The sequence below is a fragment of the Sphingomonas panacis genome, assembly GCF_001717955.1.
In the GTDB taxonomy this organism is placed as follows: domain Bacteria; phylum Pseudomonadota; class Alphaproteobacteria; order Sphingomonadales; family Sphingomonadaceae; genus Sphingomonas; species Sphingomonas panacis.
In genome coordinates, this window is sequence record NZ_CP014168.1 from 3,866,906 (window position 1) to 3,890,020 (window position 23,115).

Below are 23,115 nucleotides of genomic sequence, written 5' to 3' on the forward strand. Positions count from 1 at the left end.
GCTAGGCCACGGCTTTAATGCAACCTTCAGATCACCGCCCCGCTTCGCAGATTGCCGGAAGCGCCGTCTTCCCGCATCGGCACCTCACCGGCATCGACGGCCTTCAGCCGCACGAGATCATGTTCCTGCTCGACGAGGCGGAACATTGGGTGGAGGCCAACCGCAACCGCACCAAGAGCGACAAGCGGCTCGAGGGCCTCACGCAGATCAACGCCTTCTTCGAGAACAGCACGCGCACGCTGCTCAGCTTCGAAATCGCCGGCAAACGGCTCGGCGCGGACGTGGTCAACATGCACGCCGCGCAATCGAGCGTGAAGAAGGGCGAAACGCTGATCGACACGGCGATGACGCTCAACGCGATGCGCGCCGATGTGATCGTCATCCGCCATATGTCGAGCGGCGCGGTGCGGCTGATCGCGGGCAAGGTCGATTGCCCGGTGCTCAACGCGGGTGACGGCCAGCACGAACACCCCACGCAGGCGCTGCTCGATGCGCTGACGATCCGGCGGCGGCGCGGCCACATCGCCGGGCAGACCGTGGTGATCTGCGGCGACATCCTGCACAGCCGCGTCGCGCGCTCGAACATCCTCGCGCTGACCGCGCTCGCCGCGCGCGTGCGGGTCTGTGCGCCCTCGACGCTGATGCCGGTCGATATCGAGAAGATGGGCGTCACCGCCTACACCGATTTCGATGCGGCGCTGGAGGGCGCGGACGTGGTGATGATGCTCCGGCTCCAGAACGAGCGCATGGCGGGTGGCTTCATCCCCTCGAACAGCGAGTTCCACTTGCGCTACGGCCTGACGCCGGCACGGCTGGCGCGGGCGCCGGGCGCGCTGGTGATGCATCCCGGGCCGATGAACCGCGGCGTCGAGATCGATTCGGCGGTGGCGGACCATCCCGAGCAATCGGCGATTACCGAACAGGTCGAAATGGGGGTGGCGGTGCGAATGGCCTGCCTTGATGTGCTGACCAGGCGTGCGCGCGGCGTGGAGGGCTGGGCATGAACCGCACCATAGCGCTGCTCAACGCCACGCTCGTCTGCCCGCTCGCAGGCGTCAGCAAGGGCGGTATCCTGATCGTCGACGATCGCATCGCCGCGACCGGGCTGTTCGAAGTGCCCGAAGCCGCCGAGCGGATCGATTGCAAGGGCAAGCTGCTCGCCCCCGCGATCGTCGATCTCGGCGTGTTCGCGATCGACCTGCCGGCGTTCCACAGGGGCGGCATCGTCCGCGTCGGGCTGATGCCCGATCAGTCGCCGGTGCTCGACAACCCCGGCCTCGTCCAGCGTGCCGCGCTGATCGGGCGGCCCGATCTGTGGATTCACCCGATCGCCGCCGCGACGCGTGGCCTCGCCGGCAAGGATCTCGCCGAAATGGCGATCAACTGCGCGGCGGGTGCCCGCGCGGTCGGCACCGGAGCGACGTGGATCGCCGACTCGGGCGTGATGCGCAAGGTGCTCGCCTATGCCGGCGATCTCGGCCTGACCGTGATCGCGCATGCCGAGGACGCCGGTATAGTCGGCGCAGCGGTCGCCACCGCCGGCGAAACCGCGACCCGCATGGGCCTGCCCGCCGCCCCCGCCATCGCGGAAGCGCTCGCGGTCGCGCGTGATCTGATGCTGGCGGAGGAGACCGGCGCGGCGCTCCATATCCGTCAGGTGACCACCGCCGCCGGCTTCGATCTTGTCCGCGCCGCCAAGCGACGCGGCGTGCGCGTGACGTGCGGCATCACGCCCGCGCATCTGTTCCTGTCCGATATCGCGATGAGCGATTTCCGCACCTTCGCGCGCCTCTCGCCGCCCTTGCGCGCCGAAAGCGACCGCCGGGCGGCGCTGGCGGCGGTGCAGGACGGCACGATCGACGTGCTGTGCTCGGGCCACGAACCGCGCGGGCCGGAAGCCAAGCGCCTGCCGTTCGCCGATTCCGATGCGGGCATGGCCGGCGCCGAAACGCTGCTCGCGCTCGCGCTCGGGCTGGTCCGCGAAGACTTGGTGACGATCGACCGGCTGTTCGCGCTGCTGGCGCTCAACCCGGCCAAGGTGCTCGGCGTGCCGACCGGATCGCTCACCCTCGGCGCACCCGCCGATCTGCTGCTGCTCGACGAACATGCGCCGTGGCAGATCGATTCGGATCGGCTCGTCGCCAAGGCCGGCAACACCCCGTTCGACGGCCTGCCCGTTCAGGGCAAGGTGCTGCGGCTGTTCAAGGGCGGCACAGCGCTGGTCTGACGCCGCATGTGTCGATCTGCGATAGAAGCGCAAAGCACGATTCGGTTGGGCAAATAGGCATGACGAAGAGCATCGCGATCATCGGCGGCGGGTTTTCGGGCACGCTCGCCGCCATCAACCTGCTTCGGCATTGCGAGTCGCGACTGGTGCTGATCGAACGCCACCCGCTCGCGGGCGAGGGGCTGGCCTATGGCGCGGCGCACCCCGCGCACCTGCTCAACGTCCGCGCCGCCAACATGAGCGCCTTCCCCGACGATCCCGGCCATTTCCACCGTTGGGTCGCAGCGCAGGCGCCGGGCGGCGATCCCAACCCGTTCGTGCCCCGGCTGCGCTACGGCGAGTATCTGCGCGAACTGCTCGACGAGGCCCGCCACGCGGCGGACGGTCGGCTGGAGATCGTGCGCGGCGACGCGGTCGATGTGATCCGCGACGGCGACACGACGCAGGTCGTGCTGGCCGATGGACGGCGGATCGGTGTGGATACGGCGATGCTCGCGATCGGCAATTTGCCGCCGCACCCGCAGCCGGGCACCGCCGGCCTGCCCGAGCGGCTGTACGCGCCCGATCCGTGGGCGCCGGGCGCGCTCGACGGGCTCGGCGACGACGATACCGTGCTCGCGCTCGGCACCGGGCTGACGATGGTCGATGTCGTGCTGGCGCTGCGCGCGCGCGGGTTCGCCGGGCGGATCGTCGCGATGTCGCGGCGCGGGCTGCTGCCGCATCCGCACGCCGCCGCCGCGCCGCCGCCCGATCCGCTCGACGAGCGCCCGCGCGAAACCGGCTCCGCGCTGCTGCACCGGGTGCGAGCCCGCGCGAACGCGATCGGCTGGCGCGCCGCGATCGACGAACTGCGCCGCTTCACACAGGATATGTGGCGCGCGGCGAGCGACCAGGAACGCGCGCGCTTCCTGCGCCATCTCCGCCCGTGGTGGGACGTTCACCGCCACCGCCTCGCCCCCTCGGTGGCCGAGGCGCTCGCGGCCCTGCGCGACAGCGGCACGCTGACCGTCTGCGCCGGCAAGATTGTCGCCACCGCCAGCGACGGTGACGCGCTGACCGTCACCTGGCGCCCCCGCACCAGCGCCACGCCCGAGACGCTGCGCATCGCGCGGATGATCAACTGCACCGGCCCGCAAGGCGATCTGCTCCGCGCCGCGGAACCGCTGCTCCGAGATCTCGTCGCGCGCGGCACGCTCCGGCCCGATACGCTGCGCATCGGCATCGACGTCGATTCGCAAAGCCGCACCATCGCCGCCGACGGCACCAGCAACGACTGGCTCTACGCGCTCGGCCCGATGACACGCGGCGCCTTCTGGGAGATCGTCGCGGTCCCCGACATCCGCGTCCAGAGCTGGTCGGTCGCGCGCCGCCTCGCCAACGCGCAATGGGTCGGCGGCGAAGGGCTTTAGAGCGCCCCGCCCGGAAAAGGGTGAGGCGAAGCAAAACTTTCGCACGCCCAACCAACCGGCATGTTGAAACTCCCAGCGCTTACGTGGACATTCGACCTGACGAGGATCGAAAAGGACACCGCGTTCGTGGGTATCGAAGCGACATCATGGCCGGGAGCAGCGGCACTCGACGATGCGGTCGCGGCGCTGCGCTCGGCGCGGATCGACTATCGCACCGATCTGCGCGGCGGCCGCACGCCGGTGCCGCTGTTTCCATCCTCGGGCCGGCTCGCCAACGCGATCGACCATCTCTCGGGCGCGCTCTACCCACGCCGGATCGGTGACTTCGCCGGCCCGGACTCGCAGGAGGATGGCTTCGTCGCCGATCGTCTCGCGCTCGGCCTCGATCTGCTGCGCGGCGAGATCGCCAAGGAACTCGCCTATTGGCAGGATGAGACCGCAACCCCGTTCGATCCCGAACAGCCCGAACTCATCGCGCGCCTGTTCGCCGCCACGCTCGGCGATATCCGCCGGCTGATCGACGCCGATGTCGAAGCCGCGTTCCTCGGCGATCCCGCCGCGCGCAGCGTCGACGAGATCCTGATCTGCTACCCCGGCGCGATCGCGGTGCGCTATCACCGCATCGCGCACGAACTCCACGCGCTCGGCGCGCCGATCGTGGCGCGGATCATCTCGGAAATCGCCAACAGCCGCACCGGCATCGATATCCATCCCGGCGCGACGATCGGCCCGAGCTTCTTCATTGATCACGGCACCGGCGTCGTCATCGGGGAGACCACGATCATCGGCGCGCGTGCGAAACTGTACCAGCACGTCACGCTCGGCGCGCGCAGCCCGCTCGGGCTAACTCACGTGACCCCGCGCGAACGCTACGCCCGCCATCCCGTGCTGGAGGACGACGTGACGATCTACGCCGGCGCGACGATCCTCGGCCGCGTCACGATCGGGCGCGGTGCGACCATCGGCGGCAACGTCTGGCTGCTCGAGGATGTGCCACCCGGCAGCGTCGTCACCCAGCCTGCGGCGAAAATCGCCGACCGCGAAACCGCCGAAGACCTACGCGCCGCGCTGTCGGGGCGAAACGCGTGAGCGCGTGGTTCAATCCGTGGCCGCGCCAGTCGGGCTGCGCACGCCGCCCCGTGATCGGCGTGTTGTGCTGCAACGAATTTTCGCAGCGCCCGGTACAGGTGGTGGCGACCCGCTTCGTCCAGCCGCTCGCCGATGTCGCCGGCGTGGCGGTGGTGCTGATCCCGGCGGTGTCCGACGCATGCGACGCGCTCGCGCTGGTCGACCGGCTCGACGGGCTGCTGCTGACCGGCTCGCGCTCGAACGTCGCCGCCACCCGCTACGGCGCGGCGCGTGACGATAACGGCCCCGTCGACGAGCAGCGCGACGAGGTGGCGCTTCGCCTCGCCGCGCACATGATCGAGGGCGCGCGCCCGGTGTTCGGCATCTGCCGGGGCTTGCAGGAATTGAACGTGCTGTTCGGCGGCACGCTCACCGACGGACTCGATTCGGTCCACCATTGCGGCCTCGCCGACGGCACGCACTACGAACGCCATTTCGACCATCGCCACGATCTCACGCTCACGCCCGGCGGGATGTTGCAGGCGCAGGCGGGGGTCGCCGCCGAAACGGTCAATTCGGTCCATCATCAGGGCATCGACCGGCTCGGCCACGGCCTCACGATCGAGGCGACCGCCGCCGAGGACGGGCTGATCGAAGCCTTTTCCGCCCAGCCCTGCGGCGCCGACGTGCTCGCGGTGCAATGGCACCCCGAATGGGACATCGGCACCAGCGCCGCCAGCCGCGCATTCTTCGACCGGATCGGCACGGCGCTCGCCACCAATGTAAGGACTGTATCATGACCGAGGCTCGCCGCCTCTCCTTCCCCTTCGGCGCGCAGGTCGCGGTCGGCATGGCCGCCGGCATCGCGCTCGGCGTGGTCGCGCGCGGCTATGTGACGCCCGAGGCGCCGGGGCCGCTCGCCGAGGCTTTGCGCATCATCGGCGAGAGCTTCGTCCAATTGTTGAAGGCGCTCGTCGCGCCGCTGGTGTTCACCGCGATCGTCGCGTCGATCGCCGCGCTCCGCTCGCTCGACAATGCCGCGCGGCTGGTGACATCGACTCTCATCTGGTTCGCGATCACCGCCGCCATCGCGGTCGCGATCGGCATCACATTGGGCGTGACGATCCAGCCGGGGCTTCACGCCGGCATCGAGCGCGCGGCAGCGGTTCGGCCCGACACGACCGGAAGCTGGCTCGATTTCCTGCGCGGGCTGATCCCCGCCAACGTGCTGGGTCTCAGCGCATCGACCACGATCAAGGGCGATTCGGTCAAGACCGCGCTGTCGTTCAACGTGCTGCAACTCATCGTCGTCGCGGTCGCGATCGGCGCGGCGGCGGTGCGCGTCGGCGAAGCCGGCGCGCCGTTCCTCGCCTTCAACGCCTCCGCTCTCGCGATCTTCCGCCGGCTGCTGCGCTGGGTGGTGCGGCTGACCCCGATCGGCACGGCGGCGCTGCTCGGCAATGCGATCGTCCACTACGGCTGGCAGTCGCTCTCGGCGCTCGGCGCGTTCGCCGGCTCGGTCTATCTCGGCCTCGCGCTGGTGCTGCTCGTGGTCTATCCGCTGCTGATGCTCGCCAACGGCATCTCGCCCGCGCGCTTCTTCGCGGGTGCGTGGCCGGCGATTCAGCTCGGCTTCGTCTCGCGATCTTCGATCGCCACTTTGCCCGTCACCGAACAAGCGGCCGAACGCCTCGGCGTGCCGCGCAGCTACGCCGCCTTCGCGGTGCCGTTCGCGGCGACCACCAAGATGGACGGCTGCGCCGCGATCTACCCGGCGATCGCCGCGATCTTCGTCGCGCAATATTTCGGACTGACGCTCGGGGCGGTCGATTACGTGCTGATCGCGCTGGTTTCGGTGCTCGGCTCGGCGGCGACTGCGGGATTGACCGGCGCGCTGGTGATGCTGACGCTGACGCTCTCGACGCTCGGCCTGCCGCTGGAGGGCGCCGGGCTGCTGCTCGCGATCGACCCGATCCTCGACATGGGCCGCACCGCCGTCAACGTCGCCGGGCAGGTGCTGGTGCCGCTGATCGTCGCCAAGCGCGCCGGGCTGGTGGCGACCGAGCTGCCCGACGCGTCCGACGCGAGGCTCGCCGCCAGCTGATACGCGCGTCTTTTCCGGGGGGGCGAATATCGCTTCGTTGCAGCGCAGCAGGTTGGAATCCGCGAGCCTCGCCCCTAAGAGGGGCGCGTCCCCTCCTCCACGGAAAGACCGGTCATGAGCAAACTCCACCTCGTCTTCGGCGGCCGCGTCAGCGATCCGCAGACGCTCGACTTCAACGACACGTCCTCGCTCGACGTCGTCGGCATCTTCCCCGATTATGCCAGCGCCGAAAAGGCGTGGCGCGCCGCCGCGCAGCGCACCGTCGACGATGCCGAGATGAAGTATGTCATCGTCCACATGCACCGGCTGCTGGAGCCGGATCTGATGGCACCGCCCGCCGTCTGAGGCGCAGACCGGCTTCGTCGCCGATGCGCGAAGCGCAGCGCCTAGGCCGGCCGGGGTCGCGCCAGCGAACCCGTCCGACGGCGGCTTTGCCGCCGGCGCTGGTCACCAATACTCGTCGCCCCGGCGCAGGCCGGGGCCGCTATGTAACTTGGCTGGCCGCCTGCCCCAAACACAGCGGCCCCGGCCTGCGCCGGGGCGACGGTGTCGTGTTTCGGCGGACGCGCGCGCAAAACAGCGCGACGCGGGCGTAAATCCCGCGTCGTCGGTCGGCGCTATAGCGCCGCCGGCCGGGCGCGGCTGAAGCTCGGGATCAGCTTCGCTGATCCCTTCGCCGCCGCTTAGATAAACTCGATCTTTGAGACCACGTAGTAGCGGTCGCCCGACGGTACCGTCACCTCGACCTCGTCCTCGACCTTGCGCCCGATCAGCGCGCGACCGAGCGGCGAATTGTACGAGATCCGGCCACCCTTGGCGTCCGCCTCGGTCTGCCCGACGATCTGGTACGTCACCGGCTTCTCGTCCTCGTCGAGCAACGTCACCGTCGCGCCGAACACCACCTTGTCGCCGGAAAGATCGCGCGGGTCGATCACCTGCGCGCGGCTCAGCTTGTCCTCGATATCGGAGATCGAGGCTTCGATCTGGCCCTGCCGCTCCTTGGCGGCGTGATATTCGGCGTTTTCCGAAAGGTCGCCGTGCGCGCGCGCTTCCTCGATGGCATCGACGATCAGGGGACGCTCGGCCTTGAGCTGTTTGAGGTGCGCAGTGAGCGTATCATGGCCCTCCTGCAGCATTGGCATCTTGTCGACGGTCGCCATCCCTTGAAATCCTTCGTCCCGAAATCTGTCCCCAAGCCGGCCCTTCCGGGCCGACCCGCACTGTGTTCAACTGTCGGGGAGTAATCGTGCGATCAGGAATAATAGGATTGCAGCGGCCGTACTTCAAGGTTTTGCGTCGCAAGCGCCACGATCGCCCGTGCAGCTTCCACGCCGGCTGATGCCGTGGTGAAGTGCGGAATCTTCTGAGTCAGCGCGGAAGCGCGGATCGGCTGCGAGTCTTTCAGGCTCTGCCACCCTTCCGTGGTGTTGAAGATCAGGTCGATCCCGCCGTCCTTGATCCGGTCGACGATATGCGGCCGGCCCTGCGCGACCTTGTTGACTCGCTCGACCGAAACGCCGTTACGCTCAAGGAAATCGGCGGTGCCGCCGGTCGCGACGATCGTGAAGCCGTGGTCGGCAAGCTGCCGCATCGCCGGCAGGATGACCGGCTTGTCGCTGTCTTTCACGCTGACGAACAACGTGCCCGATTTGGGCAGCACCGTGCCCGCGCCGAGCTGCGCCTTGGCGAAAGCGAGCGCGAAGTTCGGGTCGATTCCCATGACTTCGCCGGTCGATTTCATCTCGGGCGATAGCACCGGATCGACACCAGGGAAGCGCGCGAACGGGAACACCGCTTCCTTGACCGCATAATAGCTGATGTTGCGGTCGATCGTCGGCAGATCGGCGAGCTTCTCGCCCGCCATCACCCGCGCGGCGATCTTGGCGACCGGCACGCCGATCGCCTTGGCGACGAATGGTACCGTGCGGCTGGCGCGCGGATTGACCTCGATCAGATACACAAGGCCCTCCTTCACCGCGAACTGGATATTCATCAGCCCAACCACTGAAAGCGCCTTGGCGAGTTCCCGCGTCTGCCGCTCGATCTCGGCGATCACGTCGGCGCCGAGGCTGTACGGCGGGATCGAGCACGCGCTGTCGCCGGAATGGACGCCCGCCTCCTCGATATGCTGGAGTACGCCCGCGACGACGACATCGGTGCCGTCCGAAATCGCATCGACATCGACCTCGATCGCGTCGCGCAGATACTGGTCGATCAGCACCGGAGAATCGCCCGAAACCTGCACCGCAGTCTGGATATAATCGTCGAGTTGGACGAGTGAGTCGACGATCTCCATCGCCCGGCCGCCCAGCACGTAGCTCGGCCGCATCAGCACCGGGTAGCCGATCCGCTCCGCCACCGCGACCGCCTCGTCGCGGCTGCGCGCGATGCCGTTGGCGGGCTGGCGCAAGCCCAGCTTGTTGATCATCGCCGCGAACCGCTCGCGGTCCTCGGCGAGATCGATCGCATCGGGCGAGGTGCCGAGGATCGGGATGCCCGCATCCTGCAACGCCTGCGCGAGATTGAGCGGGGTCTGCCCGCCGAACTGGACGATCACGCCGGCAAGCGTACCGTTCTGTTGCTCGACATGAAGGATTTCGAGCACGTCTTCCGCCGTCAGCGGCTCGAAATACAGCCGGTCCGACGTATCGTAATCGGTCGAGACGGTCTCGGGGTTGCAGTTGACCATGATCGTCTCGTAGCCTGCGTCCGCCAGCGCGAAGCAGGCGTGGCAGCAGCAATAATCGAACTCGATCCCCTGCCCGATCCGGTTCGGTCCACCACCGAGAATGACGACCTTCTTGCGGTCGGTCGGCATGCTTTCGCACTCCGGCTCGCCGAACGTGGGCGCCTCGTAGGTCGAGTACATATACGGCGTCTTGGCGTCGAACTCGGCCGCGCACGTGTCGATCCGCTTGAACACCGGCCGTACGCCGAGCTTGTGGCGCGCCGCGCGCACCTCCGCCTCGGTCACGCCGCCGGTCATCGCCTTGACCGCCTCGTGGATCAGCCCGCGCCCACGCGCGATCCCGCTGGCGTTGCCGCGCAGATTGGCGGATTTCAGCGCCAGATAGGCAAGCCGCTTGTCGGAGAACCCCATCGCCTTGAGCTTGCGCATCCCCGCCGCATCGCGCGGCAGGCCGTTGTGGCAGACTTCCTCTTCGGCACGCACGATCTCGGCGATCCGCTCGAGGAACCAGGGATCGTACTTGGCGATCGCATGCACCTCGGCGACGGTGAAGCCCTCGCGCAGCGCCTGCGCCGCGACCAGCAGCCGGTCGGGCGTAGCCTTCGCCAGCGCCGCCTCGATCTCGACACGCGGCGCGCCCGAAAGCCGCTCGACCATGTTGAAGCCGCTGAGGCCCGTCTCGAGCCCGCGCAGCGCCTTCTGGAGCGATTCGTGGATGTTGCGGCCGATCGCCATCACCTCGCCGACCGACTTCATCGCGGTGCCGAGCACCTCTTCGGCGCCCTTGAACTTCTCGAACGCGAAGCGCGGGATCTTCGTGACGACATAGTCGATCGTCGGCTCGAACGACGCCGGCGTCGCGCCGGTGATGTCGTTGGTGATCTCGTCGAGCGTGTAGCCCACCGCCAGCTTGGCGGCGACCTTGGCGATCGGGAAGCCGGTCGCCTTCGACGCCAGCGCCGACGAGCGCGACACGCGCGGGTTCATCTCGATCACGATCAGCCGGCCATCCTTGGGATTCACCGCGAACTGAACGTTCGATCCACCCGTCTCCACGCCGATCTCGCGCAGCACCGCGATGCTCGCGTTGCGCATGATCTGATATTCCTTGTCGGTCAGCGTCAGCGCGGGCGCGACGGTGATCGAGTCGCCGGTATGCACGCCCATCGGATCGATATTCTCGATCGAGCAGATGATAATGCAATTGTCGTGGCGGTCGCGCACGACCTCCATCTCATATTCCTTCCAGCCGAGCAGCGACTCCTCGATCAGCACCTCGTTGGTCGGCGAGGCATCAAGCCCCGAGCGCACGATCGCGATGAACTCCTCGCGGTTGTACGCCACACCGCCGCCGGTGCCGCCGAGCGTGAAGCTCGGCCGGATGATCGAGGGCAGCCCGGTCCGCTCCAGGGCGACAAGTGCCTCCTCGACGGTATGCGCGATCGCCGAGCGCGCGCTTTCGAGCCCGATCTTGTCCATCGCGTCGCGGAACTTGAGCCGGTCCTCGGCCTTGTCGATCGCGGCGGCATCGGCGCCGATCATCTGCACGCCGAACTTCGCGAGCGTGCCGTCGTTATACAGCGCCAGCGCGGTGTTGAGCGCGGTCTGCCCGCCCATCGTCGGCAGGACGGCGTCTGGCCGTTCCTTCTCGATGATCTTGGCGACGATCGCCGGCGTGATTGGCTCGACATAGGTCGCGTCGGCGAGATCGGGATCGGTCATGATCGTCGCCGGGTTCGAATTGACCAGGACGATGCGATAGCCCTCTTCGCGCAGCGCCTTGATCGCCTGCACGCCCGAATAATCGAACTCGCAGGCCTGGCCGATCACGATCGGCCCCGCGCCGATGACGAGGATGGAGGAGATGTCGGTGCGCTTGGGCATGTCAGTTCTTCAATCCGGTTTCGGCGGTGCAACCCCAGCCGTCATATTCCACGTCGTACAGCAGTTCGATCTGCAGGCACTTGAGCGTCAGCGCGCGGATCGCGTCGGCCTCGACGCTCTGCTCGATGCCGAGGAAGCTGCTGATCTCGCCGTCCTCATCCTCCTCGCGCTCGATAAAGCTGAAGCCGAGCGTCTCGGCATCGTCCTCAAGCCGCTCCAGCGCGTCTTCGTCGCCGCGAAAGCTCACATCGACCAGCCGCACGATCTCGGCACGGTCGCCGTTCGCGGCGAGGCTGGCGAGCACGTCCTTGTCCGCCGCCCATTCGGCTTCGAGCCGCTTGGGATCGACCTCGGGCAGCGTCATGCCGCCACCGCCGGCGCGAGCATGTCGACGAACTTGCCGAACAGATACAGGCTGTCCTGCGGCCCCGGCGATGCCTCCGGGTGATATTGCACCGAGAACGCCGGGCGATCGACCAGTTCGAGCCCCGCGTTCGATCCGTCGAACAGCGACACATGAGTCGCGCGGGCATGGCCGGGCAAGCTGTCGCTCAGCACCGCGAAGCCGTGGTTCATGGATGTGATCTCGACGCCGCCGTCGCTCAGCCGCTGGACCGGATGGTTGGCGCCGCGATGCCCCTGGAACATCTTGCTGGTCTGCGCGCCCACCGCGAGCGCGAGCAACTGGTGGCCCAGACAGATGCCGAACAGCGGCTTGCCGGTCTCCAGCAACTGCCGGATCACCGGCACGGCATATTCTCCGGTGGCGGCGGGATCGCCGGGGCCGTTCGACAGGAAGATGCCGTCGGGCGCGAGCGCCATCACATCCTCGAAACTCGCGGTCGCGGGCACCACCGAAACCTTGGCGCCGGCGGCGACGAGGTTGCGGAAGATGTTGCGCTTCGACCCATAATCGATCGCTACGACATGCGGGCGGTGCGCTTGTCCCTCGACTTCGCTCGGGACGAACGGCTGTTCCTCTCCGTTCGTGCCGAGCGAAGTCGAGGCACCGCTCTCCGCATAGCCGAAGCCGAGCCGCCAGATGCCGCCCTCCCAAGCGCCATGAGTCTCGCGAGTCACGTCGATGGCAAGGTCCATGCCCTCCAGCCCCGGCCACGCTTGCGCCTGCGCGAGCAACGCGGGAATGTCGAACACGCCGTCCGCGCTATGCGCGATCACGCCGTTGGGGGCGCCGCCGGCACGGATACGCTTGGTCAGCGCGCGCGTGTCGATCCCGGCGAGGCCGATGCGGTTGTGCCGCTTCATCCAGTCATCGAGCCGCTCGACGCTGCGGAAATTGGAGGGTTCGGTCACGTCCTCGCGCACGATCATGCCGAGCGCATGCGGTTCGTCCGCCTCGATATCGTCGGGATTGGCGCCGACATTGCCGATATGCGGGAAGGTGAAGGTGATGATCTGCCCCGCGAACGACGGGTCGGTCATGATCTCCTGATAGCCGGTCATCGCGGTGTGGAAACACACCTCGCCGACCGCCGCGCCTTCAACGCCGAAACCACGCCCCCACACCACATCACCCGATGCGAGAACCAGCACGCCCGTGGCACCTTCAGGCGCGGAAATAGGTTTGGCGTCGGCCATGATCGGCGGGCACTCCTTCATTGGGTTTGGCGATGTCGCTAAGGCGCGGCAGCTAGAACCCGCAGGCGGCAGCGTCAATCTGTTATCGCCGCGCCGGTTGGGCTAAGCGGCGTGTTTCGATTTGGCGGTGCCGCTCCGCTCCCAACAAAAGGACACAATCATGATCCGCGACGACATCAAGGCCGCGCTCGTCACCGCGATGAAAGCGGGCGAGAAAGCCGACACCGCCACGCTCCGCCTCGTCCAGTCGGCGATCAAGAACCGCGACATCGAAGCGCGCACCGGCAAGGCCCCCGACAGCGACGACGCGCTGGTGGTCGAAGTGCTCCAGAAGATGGTCAAGCAGCGCCGCGAATCGATCGAGATGTTCGTGAAGGGCGGCCGCCAGGAACTCGCCGACGCCGAGGGCGCGGAGATCGCGGTGATCGAACGCTTCCTGCCGCAGCAGATGAGCGAAGCCGAGACGAGCGCCGCGATCGAGGCGATCAAGGCCGAGCTTGGCGCGTCAGGCATGAAGGACATGGGCCGCGTCATGGCCGAACTGAAGGCCCGCCACGCCCAGACGCTCGACATGAGCAAGGCCAGCGGACTGGTAAAGGCCGCGCTGAGCTAGGCTAAAACACGCACGCAACACACTCCCCTCCCGCTTGCGGGAGGGGCTGGGGGAGGGCCTGTTGGACAAAGCCTACGCCAGACCCACCATGCGCGCTCGCGAATTGCGCGCCAACGCCACGGATGCGGAGCGACGGCTCTGGTCTGTGCTAAGCGCCCGCAAGCTCGCAGGTGTGCGCTTCAACCGCCAAGTACCGATCGGCCCGTTCATCTGCGATTTCGTCTCGCGTGGGATGAAGCTCGTCATAGAAGTGGATGGCGGCCAACACGATGCCGCCAGAGATGCGGATGCTAAGCGGACACATTACCTCGAGACGCAGGGTTACCGCGTACTCCGCTTCTGGAACACCGAGGTGATGGAGAACCTTGAGGGCGTTGCATACACTATACAGCGCGCGCTTGCGGACACACCCTCCCCCAGCCCCTCCCGCGAGCGGGAGGGGAGTTAACACCCCCCTTGCAAATCCCTCCCCCTTTCTGCCAATAACCGTGCTAGAATCGCGCGGTGAGTCTTTCCCCCGCCTTTCTCGACGAGCTGCGATCGCGGACGCTTCTGTCTGCGCTGATCGGCCGCACGACCAAGCTCCAGAAGGCCGGGCGCGAGTATCGCGCGTGCTGCCCGTTCCATAACGAGAAGACGCCGAGCTTCTACGTCAACGACGACAAGGGCTTCTACCATTGCTTCGGCTGCTCCGCGCACGGCGACGCGATCCGCTGGCTGACCGACCAGCGCGGTCTGCCGTTCATGGATGCGGTCAAGGAACTCGCGCAGGCCGCCGGCATGGAACTGCCCGCGATGGACGCGCGCGCCGCCGAACGCGCCGAAGCCGCCAAGGGCCTGCACGAAGCCTGTGACGACGCCGCCGCGTGGTTCACCGAGCAACTCCACGGCCTCGCCGGTGCCGAGGCGCGCGCCGTGCTGGAAAAGCGCGGCATCCGCCCCGAAACCGCCCGCGACTTCGGCCTCGGCTTCGCGCCCGATTCACGCGGCAAGCTCAAGGCCGCGCTCAAGGACTATGGCGATCCGATACTCGTCGAAGCCGGCTTGCTGATCTCGGTCGAGGGCAAAGACCCCTACGACCGTTTCCGCGGCCGGCTGATGATCCCGATCCGCGACCAGCGCGGCCGCGCCATCGCGTTCGGCGGCCGCATCATCGGAGACGGCGAGCCAAAGTACCTCAATTCGCCCGAGACGCCGCTGTTCGACAAGGGCCGCACGCTCTACAATCTCGACAAGGCCGCCCCCGCCGCGCGCAAAGCCGGGCGCGTGCTGGTGGTCGAAGGCTATATGGACGTGATCGCGCTCGCCCAGGCCGGCTTCGGCGAGGCGGTCGCGCCGCTCGGCACCGCGCTCACCGAACCGCAGCTCGAACGGTTGTGGCGGATCAGCGACGTGCCGATCCTGTGCTTCGACGGCGACAGCGCCGGCCAGAAAGCCGCGATCCGCGCCGCCCACCGCGCTCTGCCGATGCTGACGCCGGGCCGCAGCCTCGCCTTCGTCACGCTGCCGCAGGGGCAAGACCCGGACGATCTGGTCCGCGCCAAGGGGCCGGCCGCGTTCGAGGCGCTGCTGCGCCAGACGCAGCCTTTGGTCGATCGACTGTGGGCGCACGAGGTCGCCGCCGAACCTACCGCCACGCCCGAGCAGAAGGCCGGCCTCAAGGCGCGCTTCACCGAACTCGCCAACAGCATCGCCGACAACGACGTGAAGCACGAATATCTCGCCGACTTCCGCCGCCGCTTCGACGAGATGTTCCGCCCACAGCGCACGCCCTTCGTACCGTTCGCGCCGCGCGCGCCCGGTGGTGGTGGCGGTCGCCGTCCGGGACAGCCGTGGAAAGCGCCTATCGCGCCCGTGCATCAGGCCACCAAGGCCGCGCAGGCCAATGGCGTCGATCGCATTCTCGCCAAAGCGGTTGTCGCGGGATTGATCCGCCATCCGGCCGAAATCGCACGCCACATGGAAGTGCTCGGCTCGCTCAAACTTGCCGACGGCGCGCTCGGGCGGCTGTTCGAGGCGGTGGTCGATCTCGCGGTCGAGGATCAGGCGCTTGATAGTGACCGGCTTCTCACCATATTGGCGTCTTCCGGTTTCGATCAGATCGCCAGCGAATTGCTCAGGGCCGACCAGTTGCAATGCTCCTTCACCGAAAAGCATGCCGACCCGATCCGGGCGCGCGCCGATCTCGACGAAGCGATCGCCATCCTGGTCGCACGCCCCGAGATCGATGCGGCGCTGAGCGAAGCGACAGCGGCGATGCAGTCACGCTATTCGGACGAGGCGTTCGAACGGCAGGTATCGCTGGTGAAAGAAAGACATGCTCTGGATACGCGGCTTGCAAATCTCGTGCAGGCGAACGAAGACGCCAGAGCTTTTAAATCTGAGGGCAGTTAATGGCGAAGACCGATATGGCGGACGTTTCGGACACCAACGAGGGTGGCGATGCGCCGCTGATTGACCTCAACGATGCGAACATCAAGAAGGTGATCGCACGCGCGAAGAAGCGCGGCTACATCACCTACGATCAGCTCAACGAGGCGCTGCCCCAGGGTGAGATGTCGTCCGATCAGATCGAGGATATTTCCTCCGCGCTGAGCGAGATGGGCATCAACATCGTCGAGAATGACGAGCAGGGCGAAGAGGGCGATACCGAGGAGCAGCCCGAGGACGAGGCAGAGCCCGCCGATACGGCGGAGGAAAGCGCGCCCAATCTCGACGTCAAGAAGAAGGAAGTCGTCGACCGCACCGATGATCCGGTTCGGATGTACCTGCGCGAAATGGGCGCGGTCGAGCTGCTCAGCCGCGAGGGCGAAATCGCCATCGCCAAGCGGATCGAGGCCGGTCGCGACACGATGATCCTCGGCCTGTGCGAAAGCCCGATCACCTTCAACGCCATCATCGACTGGTCGACCGCGCTCAACGAGGGCACGATGCAGCTCCGCGAGATCCTCGATCTCGACGCGATGCTCTCCAAGGACCCCGCGCCGGAAAGCCTTTCCGACGACGATGAGGGCGGGGATGCTGAAATTTCGGAGAAGACCGCCGGTCCTTCGTTCAAGGAAGAGGAAGAGCCCGAGGAGGCGTCCGCCGACGAGGACGAGGATTCGATGACCGAGCGGCGCACGCCGCGCGCCTCCGACGAGGAGGAAGAGGACAACACCCTCAGCCTCGCGCAGATGGAGGAGCAGCTCAAGCCGATCGCGCTTGAACGCTTCGCCAACATCACGGCGATCTACAAGAAATTCTCGAAGATGCAGCAGCAGCGCCTCGACCAGATGGGCGCCGGTGGCGAGCTGTCGGCGGCCGAGGAGCGCAAGTACCAGAAGCTGCGCGAGGAACTCACCGCCGAGGTCGAGAGCGTCCAGTTCCACAACGCCAAGATCGAATATCTCGTCGATCAGCTCTATTCGTTCAACCGGCGCCTCACCGCGCTGGGCGGCCAGATGCTGCGCCTCGCCGAGCGTCACAAGGTCAGCCGCAAGGATTTCCTCGATCGCTACATCGGCCACGAACTCGACGAGGCGTTCCCGTCGAGCGCGGCCAAGGTCGACAAGAAATGGGCCGCGTTCGTCCTCAACGAGACCGACGCCGCCGATCGCATCCGTCTCGAAATCTCCGAGATCAGCCAGCAGACCGGCATGGCGCTCGGCGAGTTCCGCCGCATCGTCAACATGGTCCAGAAGGGCGAGCGCGAGGCGCGGATCGCTAAGAAGGAAATGGTCGAGGCGAACCTGCGGCTCGTGATTTCGATCGCCAAGAAATACACCAATCGCGGCCTGCAGTTCCTGGACCTCATCCAGGAGGGCAATATCGGGCTGATGAAGGCGGTCGATAAGTTCGAATATCGCCGCGGCTATAAGTTCAGCACCTATGCGACGTGGTGGATCAGGCAGGCGATCACCCGCTCGATCGCCGATCAGGCGCGCACGATCCGCATCCCGGTCCATATGATCGAGACGATCAACAAGCTCGTCCGCACCAGCCGCCAGTTCCTCCACGAGCAGGGCCGCGAGCCCACGCCCGAGGAAATGGCCGAGCGTCTGTCGATGCCGCTCGAAAAGGTCCGCAAGGTGATGAAGATCGCCAAGGAGCCGATCTCGCTCGAAACGCCGATCGGCGACGAGGAGGATTCGCATCTCGGCGATTTCATCGAGGACAAGAACGCGATCATCCCGGTCGATGCCGCGATCCAGGCCAACCTCAAGGAGACCGTCACGCGCGTGCTGGCGAGCCTCACCCCGCGCGAGGAGCGCGTGCTGCGCATGCGCTTCGGCATCGGCATGAACACCGATCACACGCTCGAAGAGGTCGGCCAGCAATTCTCGGTGACTCGCGAGCGCATCCGCCAGATCGAGGCGAAGGCGCTCCGCAAGCTCAAGCACCCGAGCCGCAGCCGCAAGATGCGCTCGTTCCTCGACCAGTAAGTCTTACGCCGCGCCGGGCAACCGGCGCGGCGATCACCGGCTGACCGAAACACCGTTAAGCCGATCTAAACCACGTCTTTACGCGCTTCGTATAAACCATCCCGGCTACCCCCATATCGAGCATACCGGCAACGGTTTCGAAAAAGGCACACCGATTACATGGCGTTCGAGGCACCATCGATGAAACCAGCCGCTGACGCCTGGCAGATGCTCGCCGCGTTGGCCGCCGCCGATGGTAGCGCCGCCCACCCCCGCATCGCGGCGCTCGCAGCGCCGAACGCCGCCAAGCGCGACGTCGCGGATGCGGTCCACGCGGTCTGTACGATCCACGGTCGCTATCTGTTCGAGGACATCGCGCTCCAACGCGACCAGCAGACCGCCGACTGGTTCGTCCGCATCACCACCGCCTTCACCAACGAACGCGCCTATCTCGCGCATCTCACCGCCGCCGTCGGTCCGTTGCCGTCGACGCCTGGCCAGGCCGAGGCCGACGCCGCTTTCACCAACCAGCGCCACGCGTTCGACATGCTCGCCCGCTCGGATCGCAAGGGCTGCGCGATCGGCACCGCCATCGCGCTGGTGATCGACTGGCAGGCGATCCGCATCGTGCTCGATGCCGCCGCACATCGGCTCGGCGTCGCGGTGCCACCGTCCGAACTGCCCGACCGTGCCGAACTCGCCGCCTTCGTCGCCACCGTGAGCGATTCGCCCGCGACCCAGCGCGCCATCGCCTTTGGCGCGCAACAGGTATTCGCGCAGCATCGCGGGCTGTGGAGCCTGCTCGAAGCCCGCGCCAGCGCCCGCAATCACCACGGCTGAGCGGCTTGCGCGACCCCGCGCACTCCCCCTATCCTGCGGCGAGACAGGGAGAAACGAGATGACCAACGGCGGATGCCTGTGCGGCGCGGTGCGCTATGAGATCCCGGGTGAGCCGATCGCGGCGCGCGCCTGCTGGTGCCGGCTGTGCCAATATCTCGGCGCGGGCAGCGGCACCGTCAACGTCGCCTTCCCCAGCGCGGGCGTGACGATCACCGGCGAACCGCGCTGGCGCACCGACACCGCCGACAGCGGCAACACGCTCCGCCGCGGCTTCTGCGCGGAGTGCGGCACGCCGCTGTTCAGCGCCACCGATGCCCGCCCGCACCTGATCTTCGTGCGCGCCGGCTCGCTCGACGATCCGAACCTCATCGCCCCCGGCGCGACGATCTGGACCAGCGAAGCCCCGACATGGGCGCATTTCGATCCGGCGCTGCCACAGGTGGAAAAGCAGCCACCGCCGGTCGCGTGAGGGAGTGAACTGCAGACATTTGCTCCGCGGGTAGCGTTATGTCTCCGAGCCAAACCAACCCCGAGAACGGCCGAAGAATAGAGCCAGAATAGCGGCTGCGCCGACAAACAAGGCTCTCGCCGTCCTAACGTCTCCCTGATGATAGTTATATATCCCACATGCAACGAGCGGGACACAAAGTATCGCACCAAATTGCAGAGCCCATTTCCGAGGAACAGAACGGCGCTCGGCTGGCACCGTAACCATAATCAAAACCATTGCTGCGGTCGTAACGAACACTGACCAGTGCATTTTGCCCTCCCCCCTTTGTGCGGACCTCTCAATGGAGAACCCACGTCACCAGCCGCTGGGCTTGCCCTTGTTCTGCGCGTCGAGCCAGACTTTCAGCGGCGCGAAATAATCGACCATCGCCTGCCCCGACATCTCGCGGCTGCCGGTGAACGCCTCTAACGCCTCGGGCCAGGGCTTCGACTGGCCCATCGCCAGCATCGTGTTCAGCTTCGCGCCAACCTCCTTGTTGCCGTAGAACGAGCAGCGGTGCAGCGGCCCCGTCCACCCGGCCTGCTTGCACGCCGCCTGATAGAACTGGAACTGGAGCAGCCGCGCGAGGAAATAGCGCGTGTACGGCACGCTCGCCGGCACGTGGAATTTCGCACCCGGATCGAACTTGGTCTCGTCGCGCGCGACCGGCGGCACGATGCCCTGATACTTCAGCCGCAGGTCGTTCCAGCCCTTCTCATACTGGCTCTCGGGGATCGCGCCCGAGAACACGCCCCAGCGCCATTTGTCGATCAGCAGCCCGAACGGCAGGAACGCGACCTTGTCCATAGCCTGCCGCAGCAGCAGCCCGATGTCCTTGTCCGGCGTCGGCACCTTCGCCGGATCGAGCAGGCCGATCTTGACGAGATAATCGGGCGTGATCGACAGCGCGATGAAATCGCCGATCGCCTCGTGGAAGCCGTCGTTGGCGCCATTCTCGTAGAGGAATGGCTTGGTATTGTAGGCGCGCTGGTAGAAATTATGCCCCATCTCGTGGTGGATGGTGGTGAAATCGTCCGAATTGACCTTGGTACACATCTTGATGCGCAGGTCGTCCTTGTTGTCGAGATCCCATGCCGATGCGTGGCAGATCACCTCGCGGTCGGCCGGCTTGACGATCTGCGAGCGCTTCCAGAAGCTTTCCGGCAGCGGCTTGAAACCGAGCGAGGTGTAGAACCCCTCCCCGGTCTTGAACATCCGAACCGGATCATAGCCCTTGGCCTTGAGCAGATCGCCGACATCGAAGCCGAGGTCGCCCGCCCCCTTCGGCGCGACGACATCATAGATGTTGCCCCATTCCTGCGCCCACATATTGCCGAGCAGATCGGCACGGATCGGCCCGGTCTTGGCCTGCACCGCGTCGCCGTATTTCTCGTTGAGTTTCCAGCGCACATAGGTGTGGAGCGCCAGATAGAGCGGCTCGACCTGCTTCCAAAGCGTGTCGGTGAGCGCCGCGAACTGGTCGGGCGTCATGTCATAGCCCGCGCGCCACAATGCGCCGGTGTCGGCGAAGCCGAGCTGCTTGGCGCCCTGATTGGCGATCACCACCTGCCGCGCATAATCCTTGCGCATCGGCGCGCCGACCTGGTCGTGCCAGCTAACCCACATCTCCTTGAGCTTGGCCGGATCGCGCGTGGTGCCCATCGCCGCTTCGATATCGCTGCCGTTGATCGGCTTGCCGTCGAGCGTGCCCTTGCCCTTTCCGTATTCGGACGACATGCGCGTGACGATCGTCGCCAGCTCGCTCGCCGCACCGGGCGTCGTCGGCGCAGGCAGCGTCAGCCCGCCGCGCAGCAGATCGAGCTTGCGCTTGGTGTCATACGACAGTCCCGGCAGCGTCGCGAACCGCGCCGCGCCAAGCGCGTATTTCACCTGCAATTCCGTGCTCTCCGCGCCGAAGCGCGCGGCGATCGCATCGGTATCGTCGGTGATATAGGTCTCGTTGATCCACGTCGCCTGCTGCACTGGCACCGAAAAATCGCCGAGCACCTTCTCGGCATCGGCGACGAACGCATCGGCCTGAGCCGGCGTCTGCGGCGCGGCGGTCTGCGCAAGCGTGGGGGTTGCCGCGAGCGCAAGCGCCAGCGCGACGGTGGAGATGCCGGTGCGGATCATGGAAATGCCCTTTAGCCTTGTCTCGATGCGGCAAACTGTGCCGCAGCGACGGTCAGGTCAAGCCGCGAGGAAGTCGGCGATTTCCCGGCCGAGTTCGGGCTTCACCACCGCGCTCATGTGGTTGCCGGGGATCTCCCGGAAGGTGCCATCGACCAGCGCGCCGGCCAGTTCCGCGCCCGAACCGTTGTCGTGGTCGTCGACGCCGGCCAACACCAAAGTCGGCATCGTGATCGCCGCGACCGCCTCGGCGGGCGTATCGACGAACGTATCGAGGATGCGCAGCAGCGCCTCCGGATCGCCCTTGGTGGTCTTGAGGAAGGCCTCGGTCAGCCATTCGTTGCTGCCCCGCTCGAAACTGCCGAGATTGGTGAGGACATGGCGGAAGTGCCTCCCGCGCCCGGCGGTATGGACGATGCCCTGATAGCCCATGCCGGACAGCACCGCGCGGCGCGGCGTCGCGCCATTGGCGAGCATCCGCACAGCCGTGCGCGCGCCGAGCGAATAGCCGCCGAGATCGTAATCGGTGAGGCCAAGATGCGCGATCAGCGCAAAGCCGTCGTGCATCAGCACGTCGGGCGGATAGCTGGCGGGATCGTGCGGCTTGGCGCTGCTGCCGTGCGCGCGCAGATCGGGCATGATGACGCGGAAGCCGCGCGCCGCGATCAACGCCGCATGACCGTAGCGAATCCAGTTGGTGAACGCGTCGGAGAAATACCCGTGAATCAGGACGACCGGCCTGCCCTCGCCCGTCTCGCGCCAGGCGATACGGGTGCCGTCGAAACTGTCGAAAAACTGCGGTTCAATCGGGGAGCTTGCCAAGTGCGTCGATCCAACGGTCTGAGGTCGAGGGGTTATCCTCGGTCCTTACCCGTGGCAGGCCACGCGTGTCGATCCATGCTTCGTGCAGGCTTTCCGCGCCGGAATGCTCGCGCGGCACGAACCGCCCGGGCTCGTCGAAGCTGCCGACGGTCAGGTCCATCGTCGCGCCGGGCTTGACGAACTCGAACGTCAACGGCGTACCGCAGTCGCGGCAAAACCCGCGCTCGGCGATCGGCGAGGACCGGAACCGCTCGGGCGGCTGCGTGGTCCACGCGACATCGGCGATCCGCACGTTCTTGAACGCGATCGAAACGCCTCCGGTCGCGCGCTGGCACATCCGGCAATGGCAGAGATACGCATCGTCATCGTCGATCGCGACCGCATAGCGGATGCGGCCGCACTGGCAGCCGCCGGTGAGGGTTTCGGTCATGATGCCAGAAGCTCCGTCTGGCCACCATGACCATGCTGAGTTGCAGCGCGTACGAACTTCTCATCCGCCGTCAGCACGACCGCCCCCTCGGCCTGCGCCAATGCAAGATACAGGCAGTCGTAAACCGGATGCTGTAATTGGAAAGACAGCGCCAGCGCCGCCGAGAGCAGATCATCGGCTGGGAAGAACGCATCGACGACTTGCTTGAGCGCCTTGACGCCCGACTCCGCCACCGCCTCGTCGGCACGCGACTGATGGGCTTTCTTCCAAAGCGCGTGCGTCACTTCCAGCAGCATCCAGTCCGGCGCGATGATCCGGCCTGCCGCACCAACCCGCTCCAATGCGGCATCGCTTCCCGCCTCTTCGCTGACCAGCTTCACGGCAACGCTCGCGTCGAGCACGATCAC

21 protein-coding genes are annotated in these 23,115 nt (G+C 66.6%); 13 read left to right on the forward strand and 8 right to left on the reverse strand.

Annotated features, from left to right (window positions below):
• Nucleotides 1-17 precede the first annotated feature (17 nt).
• The 7 genes from J0A91_RS17575 (at nt 18) to J0A91_RS17605 (ending at nt 7,153) form a co-directional block, all read left to right on the forward strand.
• A complete protein-coding gene (locus J0A91_RS17575; RefSeq protein WP_069205979.1) occupies nt 18-1,004 on the forward strand; it encodes an aspartate carbamoyltransferase catalytic subunit in 987 nt (328 codons plus the stop codon).
• Nucleotides 1,001-2,227, forward strand: a complete 1,227-nt coding sequence (locus tag J0A91_RS17580; RefSeq protein WP_069205980.1) for a dihydroorotase — start codon at nt 1,001-1,003, stop codon at nt 2,225-2,227. The genes J0A91_RS17575 and J0A91_RS17580 overlap by 4 nt, the downstream gene beginning before the upstream one ends.
• Nucleotides 2,228-2,286: 59 nt before the next feature.
• Entirely contained in the window at nt 2,287-3,636 is a 1,350-nt protein-coding gene (locus J0A91_RS17585; RefSeq protein ID WP_069205981.1) for an FAD/NAD(P)-binding protein, read from the forward strand.
• Between the two features lie 60 nt (nt 3,637-3,696).
• Nucleotides 3,697-4,725 carry a serine O-acetyltransferase EpsC gene (gene epsC / locus J0A91_RS17590; protein ID WP_083224747.1) on the forward strand — a complete coding sequence of 343 codons (1,029 nt, stop codon included), beginning with the start codon at nt 3,697-3,699 and terminating at the stop codon, nt 4,723-4,725.
• The gene (locus J0A91_RS17595) at nt 4,722-5,504 is read left to right on the forward strand and encodes a gamma-glutamyl-gamma-aminobutyrate hydrolase family protein (protein ID WP_240502059.1); all 783 of its coding nucleotides are present in this window, start codon (nt 4,722-4,724) and stop codon (nt 5,502-5,504) included. The genes epsC and J0A91_RS17595 overlap by 4 nt, the downstream gene beginning before the upstream one ends.
• The gene (locus J0A91_RS17600; RefSeq protein ID WP_069205982.1) at nt 5,501-6,808 is read left to right on the forward strand and encodes a dicarboxylate/amino acid:cation symporter; all 1,308 of its coding nucleotides are present in this window, start codon (nt 5,501-5,503) and stop codon (nt 6,806-6,808) included. The genes J0A91_RS17595 and J0A91_RS17600 overlap by 4 nt, the downstream gene beginning before the upstream one ends.
• 114 nt (nt 6,809-6,922) lie before the next feature.
• Entirely contained in the window at nt 6,923-7,153 is a 231-nt protein-coding gene (locus tag J0A91_RS17605) for a DUF4170 domain-containing protein (RefSeq protein ID WP_069205983.1), read from the forward strand.
• Nucleotides 7,154-7,491: 338 nt separating this feature from the next.
• On the opposite strand, the gene greA is transcribed toward J0A91_RS17605, so the two are convergent.
• From greA to carA, 4 genes are all read right to left on the reverse strand, one after another.
• A complete protein-coding gene (gene greA / locus J0A91_RS17610) occupies nt 7,492-7,968 on the reverse strand; it encodes a transcription elongation factor GreA (protein WP_069205984.1) in 477 nt (158 codons plus the stop codon).
• 92 nt (nt 7,969-8,060) lie between these two features.
• Nucleotides 8,061-11,381 (reverse strand): carbamoyl-phosphate synthase large subunit, encoded by a 3,321-nt coding sequence (gene carB / locus J0A91_RS17615; protein ID WP_069205985.1) that lies wholly within the window; start codon nt 11,379-11,381, stop codon nt 8,061-8,063.
• Nucleotide 11,382: 1 nt separating this feature from the next.
• The gene (locus tag J0A91_RS17620) at nt 11,383-11,745 is read right to left on the reverse strand and encodes a ribonuclease E inhibitor RraB (RefSeq protein WP_069205986.1); all 363 of its coding nucleotides are present in this window, start codon (nt 11,743-11,745) and stop codon (nt 11,383-11,385) included.
• Nucleotides 11,742-12,980 carry a glutamine-hydrolyzing carbamoyl-phosphate synthase small subunit gene (gene carA / locus J0A91_RS17625; RefSeq protein ID WP_069207450.1) on the reverse strand — a complete coding sequence of 413 codons (1,239 nt, stop codon included), beginning with the start codon at nt 12,978-12,980 and terminating at the stop codon, nt 11,742-11,744. The genes J0A91_RS17620 and carA overlap by 4 nt, the downstream gene beginning before the upstream one ends.
• A gap of 160 nt (nt 12,981-13,140) precedes the next feature.
• Here carA and J0A91_RS17630 point away from each other — a divergent pair, with 160 nt between their 5' ends.
• From J0A91_RS17630 to J0A91_RS17655, 6 genes are all read left to right on the forward strand, one after another.
• Complete coding sequence (locus J0A91_RS17630; RefSeq protein WP_069207451.1) at nt 13,141-13,593, forward strand: GatB/YqeY domain-containing protein; 453 nt, start codon at nt 13,141-13,143, stop codon at nt 13,591-13,593.
• Nucleotides 13,594-13,654: 61 nt separating this feature from the next.
• Entirely contained in the window at nt 13,655-14,041 is a 387-nt protein-coding gene (locus J0A91_RS17635) for an endonuclease domain-containing protein (RefSeq protein ID WP_069207452.1), read from the forward strand.
• A gap of 56 nt (nt 14,042-14,097) precedes the next feature.
• A complete protein-coding gene (gene dnaG / locus J0A91_RS17640; RefSeq protein WP_069205987.1) occupies nt 14,098-15,987 on the forward strand; it encodes a DNA primase in 1,890 nt (629 codons plus the stop codon).
• Nucleotides 15,987-18,017: an RNA polymerase sigma factor RpoD gene (gene rpoD, locus J0A91_RS17645; protein WP_069205988.1), complete on the forward strand. Its 2,031-nt coding sequence runs from the start codon at nt 15,987-15,989 to the stop codon at nt 18,015-18,017. Before dnaG ends, rpoD begins: the two co-directional genes overlap by 1 nt.
• Nucleotides 18,018-18,197: 180 nt before the next feature.
• Entirely contained in the window at nt 18,198-18,836 is a 639-nt protein-coding gene (locus tag J0A91_RS17650; RefSeq protein ID WP_240502060.1) for a DUF6975 family protein, read from the forward strand.
• A gap of 58 nt (nt 18,837-18,894) precedes the next feature.
• Entirely contained in the window at nt 18,895-19,305 is a 411-nt protein-coding gene (locus J0A91_RS17655; RefSeq protein ID WP_069205990.1) for a GFA family protein, read from the forward strand.
• A 336-nt stretch (nt 19,306-19,641) separates the two neighbouring features.
• On the opposite strand, the gene J0A91_RS17660 is transcribed toward J0A91_RS17655, so the two are convergent.
• From J0A91_RS17660 to J0A91_RS17675, 4 genes are read right to left on the reverse strand one after another with little or no spacing between them, the layout of a single operon-like run.
• Nucleotides 19,642-21,459: a M2 family metallopeptidase gene (locus J0A91_RS17660; RefSeq protein ID WP_069205991.1), complete on the reverse strand. Its 1,818-nt coding sequence runs from the start codon at nt 21,457-21,459 to the stop codon at nt 19,642-19,644.
• A 57-nt stretch (nt 21,460-21,516) separates the two neighbouring features.
• On the reverse strand, nt 21,517-22,278 hold the full coding sequence (locus J0A91_RS17665) for an alpha/beta fold hydrolase (protein WP_069205992.1): 762 nt from the start codon (nt 22,276-22,278) through the stop codon (nt 21,517-21,519).
• A complete protein-coding gene (locus J0A91_RS17670; RefSeq protein WP_069205993.1) occupies nt 22,259-22,708 on the reverse strand; it encodes a GFA family protein in 450 nt (149 codons plus the stop codon). The genes J0A91_RS17665 and J0A91_RS17670 overlap by 20 nt, the downstream gene beginning before the upstream one ends.
• On the reverse strand, nt 22,705-23,115 hold the full coding sequence (locus tag J0A91_RS17675) for a type II toxin-antitoxin system VapC family toxin (RefSeq protein WP_069207453.1): 411 nt from the start codon (nt 23,113-23,115) through the stop codon (nt 22,705-22,707). The genes J0A91_RS17670 and J0A91_RS17675 overlap by 4 nt, the downstream gene beginning before the upstream one ends.

Excerpts from the sequence above, each read along its gene's own strand:
- J0A91_RS17575 (WP_069205979.1), top strand. The coding sequence starts at position 18 with ATGCAACCTTCAGATCACCGCCCCGCTTCGCAGATTGCCGGAAGCGCC.
- J0A91_RS17580 (WP_069205980.1), top strand. The coding sequence starts at position 1,001 with ATGAACCGCACCATAGCGCTGCTCAACGCCACGCTCGTCTGCCCGCTC.
- J0A91_RS17585 (WP_069205981.1), top strand. The coding sequence starts at position 2,287 with ATGACGAAGAGCATCGCGATCATCGGCGGCGGGTTTTCGGGCACGCTC.
- epsC (WP_083224747.1), top strand. The coding sequence starts at position 3,697 with ATGTTGAAACTCCCAGCGCTTACGTGGACATTCGACCTGACGAGGATC.
- J0A91_RS17600 (WP_069205982.1), top strand. The coding sequence starts at position 5,501 with ATGACCGAGGCTCGCCGCCTCTCCTTCCCCTTCGGCGCGCAGGTCGCG.
- J0A91_RS17605 (WP_069205983.1), top strand. The coding sequence starts at position 6,923 with ATGAGCAAACTCCACCTCGTCTTCGGCGGCCGCGTCAGCGATCCGCAG.
- greA (WP_069205984.1), bottom strand. The coding sequence starts at position 7,968 with ATGGCGACCGTCGACAAGATGCCAATGCTGCAGGAGGGCCATGATACG.
- carB (WP_069205985.1), bottom strand. The coding sequence starts at position 11,381 with ATGCCCAAGCGCACCGACATCTCCTCCATCCTCGTCATCGGCGCGGGG.
- J0A91_RS17620 (WP_069205986.1), bottom strand. The coding sequence starts at position 11,745 with ATGACGCTGCCCGAGGTCGATCCCAAGCGGCTCGAAGCCGAATGGGCG.
- carA (WP_069207450.1), bottom strand. The coding sequence starts at position 12,980 with ATGGCCGACGCCAAACCTATTTCCGCGCCTGAAGGTGCCACGGGCGTG.
- J0A91_RS17630 (WP_069207451.1), top strand. The coding sequence starts at position 13,141 with ATGATCCGCGACGACATCAAGGCCGCGCTCGTCACCGCGATGAAAGCG.
- rpoD (WP_069205988.1), top strand. The coding sequence starts at position 15,987 with ATGGCGAAGACCGATATGGCGGACGTTTCGGACACCAACGAGGGTGGC.
- J0A91_RS17650 (WP_240502060.1), top strand. The coding sequence starts at position 18,198 with ATGAAACCAGCCGCTGACGCCTGGCAGATGCTCGCCGCGTTGGCCGCC.
- J0A91_RS17655 (WP_069205990.1), top strand. The coding sequence starts at position 18,895 with ATGACCAACGGCGGATGCCTGTGCGGCGCGGTGCGCTATGAGATCCCG.
- J0A91_RS17660 (WP_069205991.1), bottom strand. The coding sequence starts at position 21,459 with ATGATCCGCACCGGCATCTCCACCGTCGCGCTGGCGCTTGCGCTCGCG.
- J0A91_RS17670 (WP_069205993.1), bottom strand. The coding sequence starts at position 22,708 with ATGACCGAAACCCTCACCGGCGGCTGCCAGTGCGGCCGCATCCGCTAT.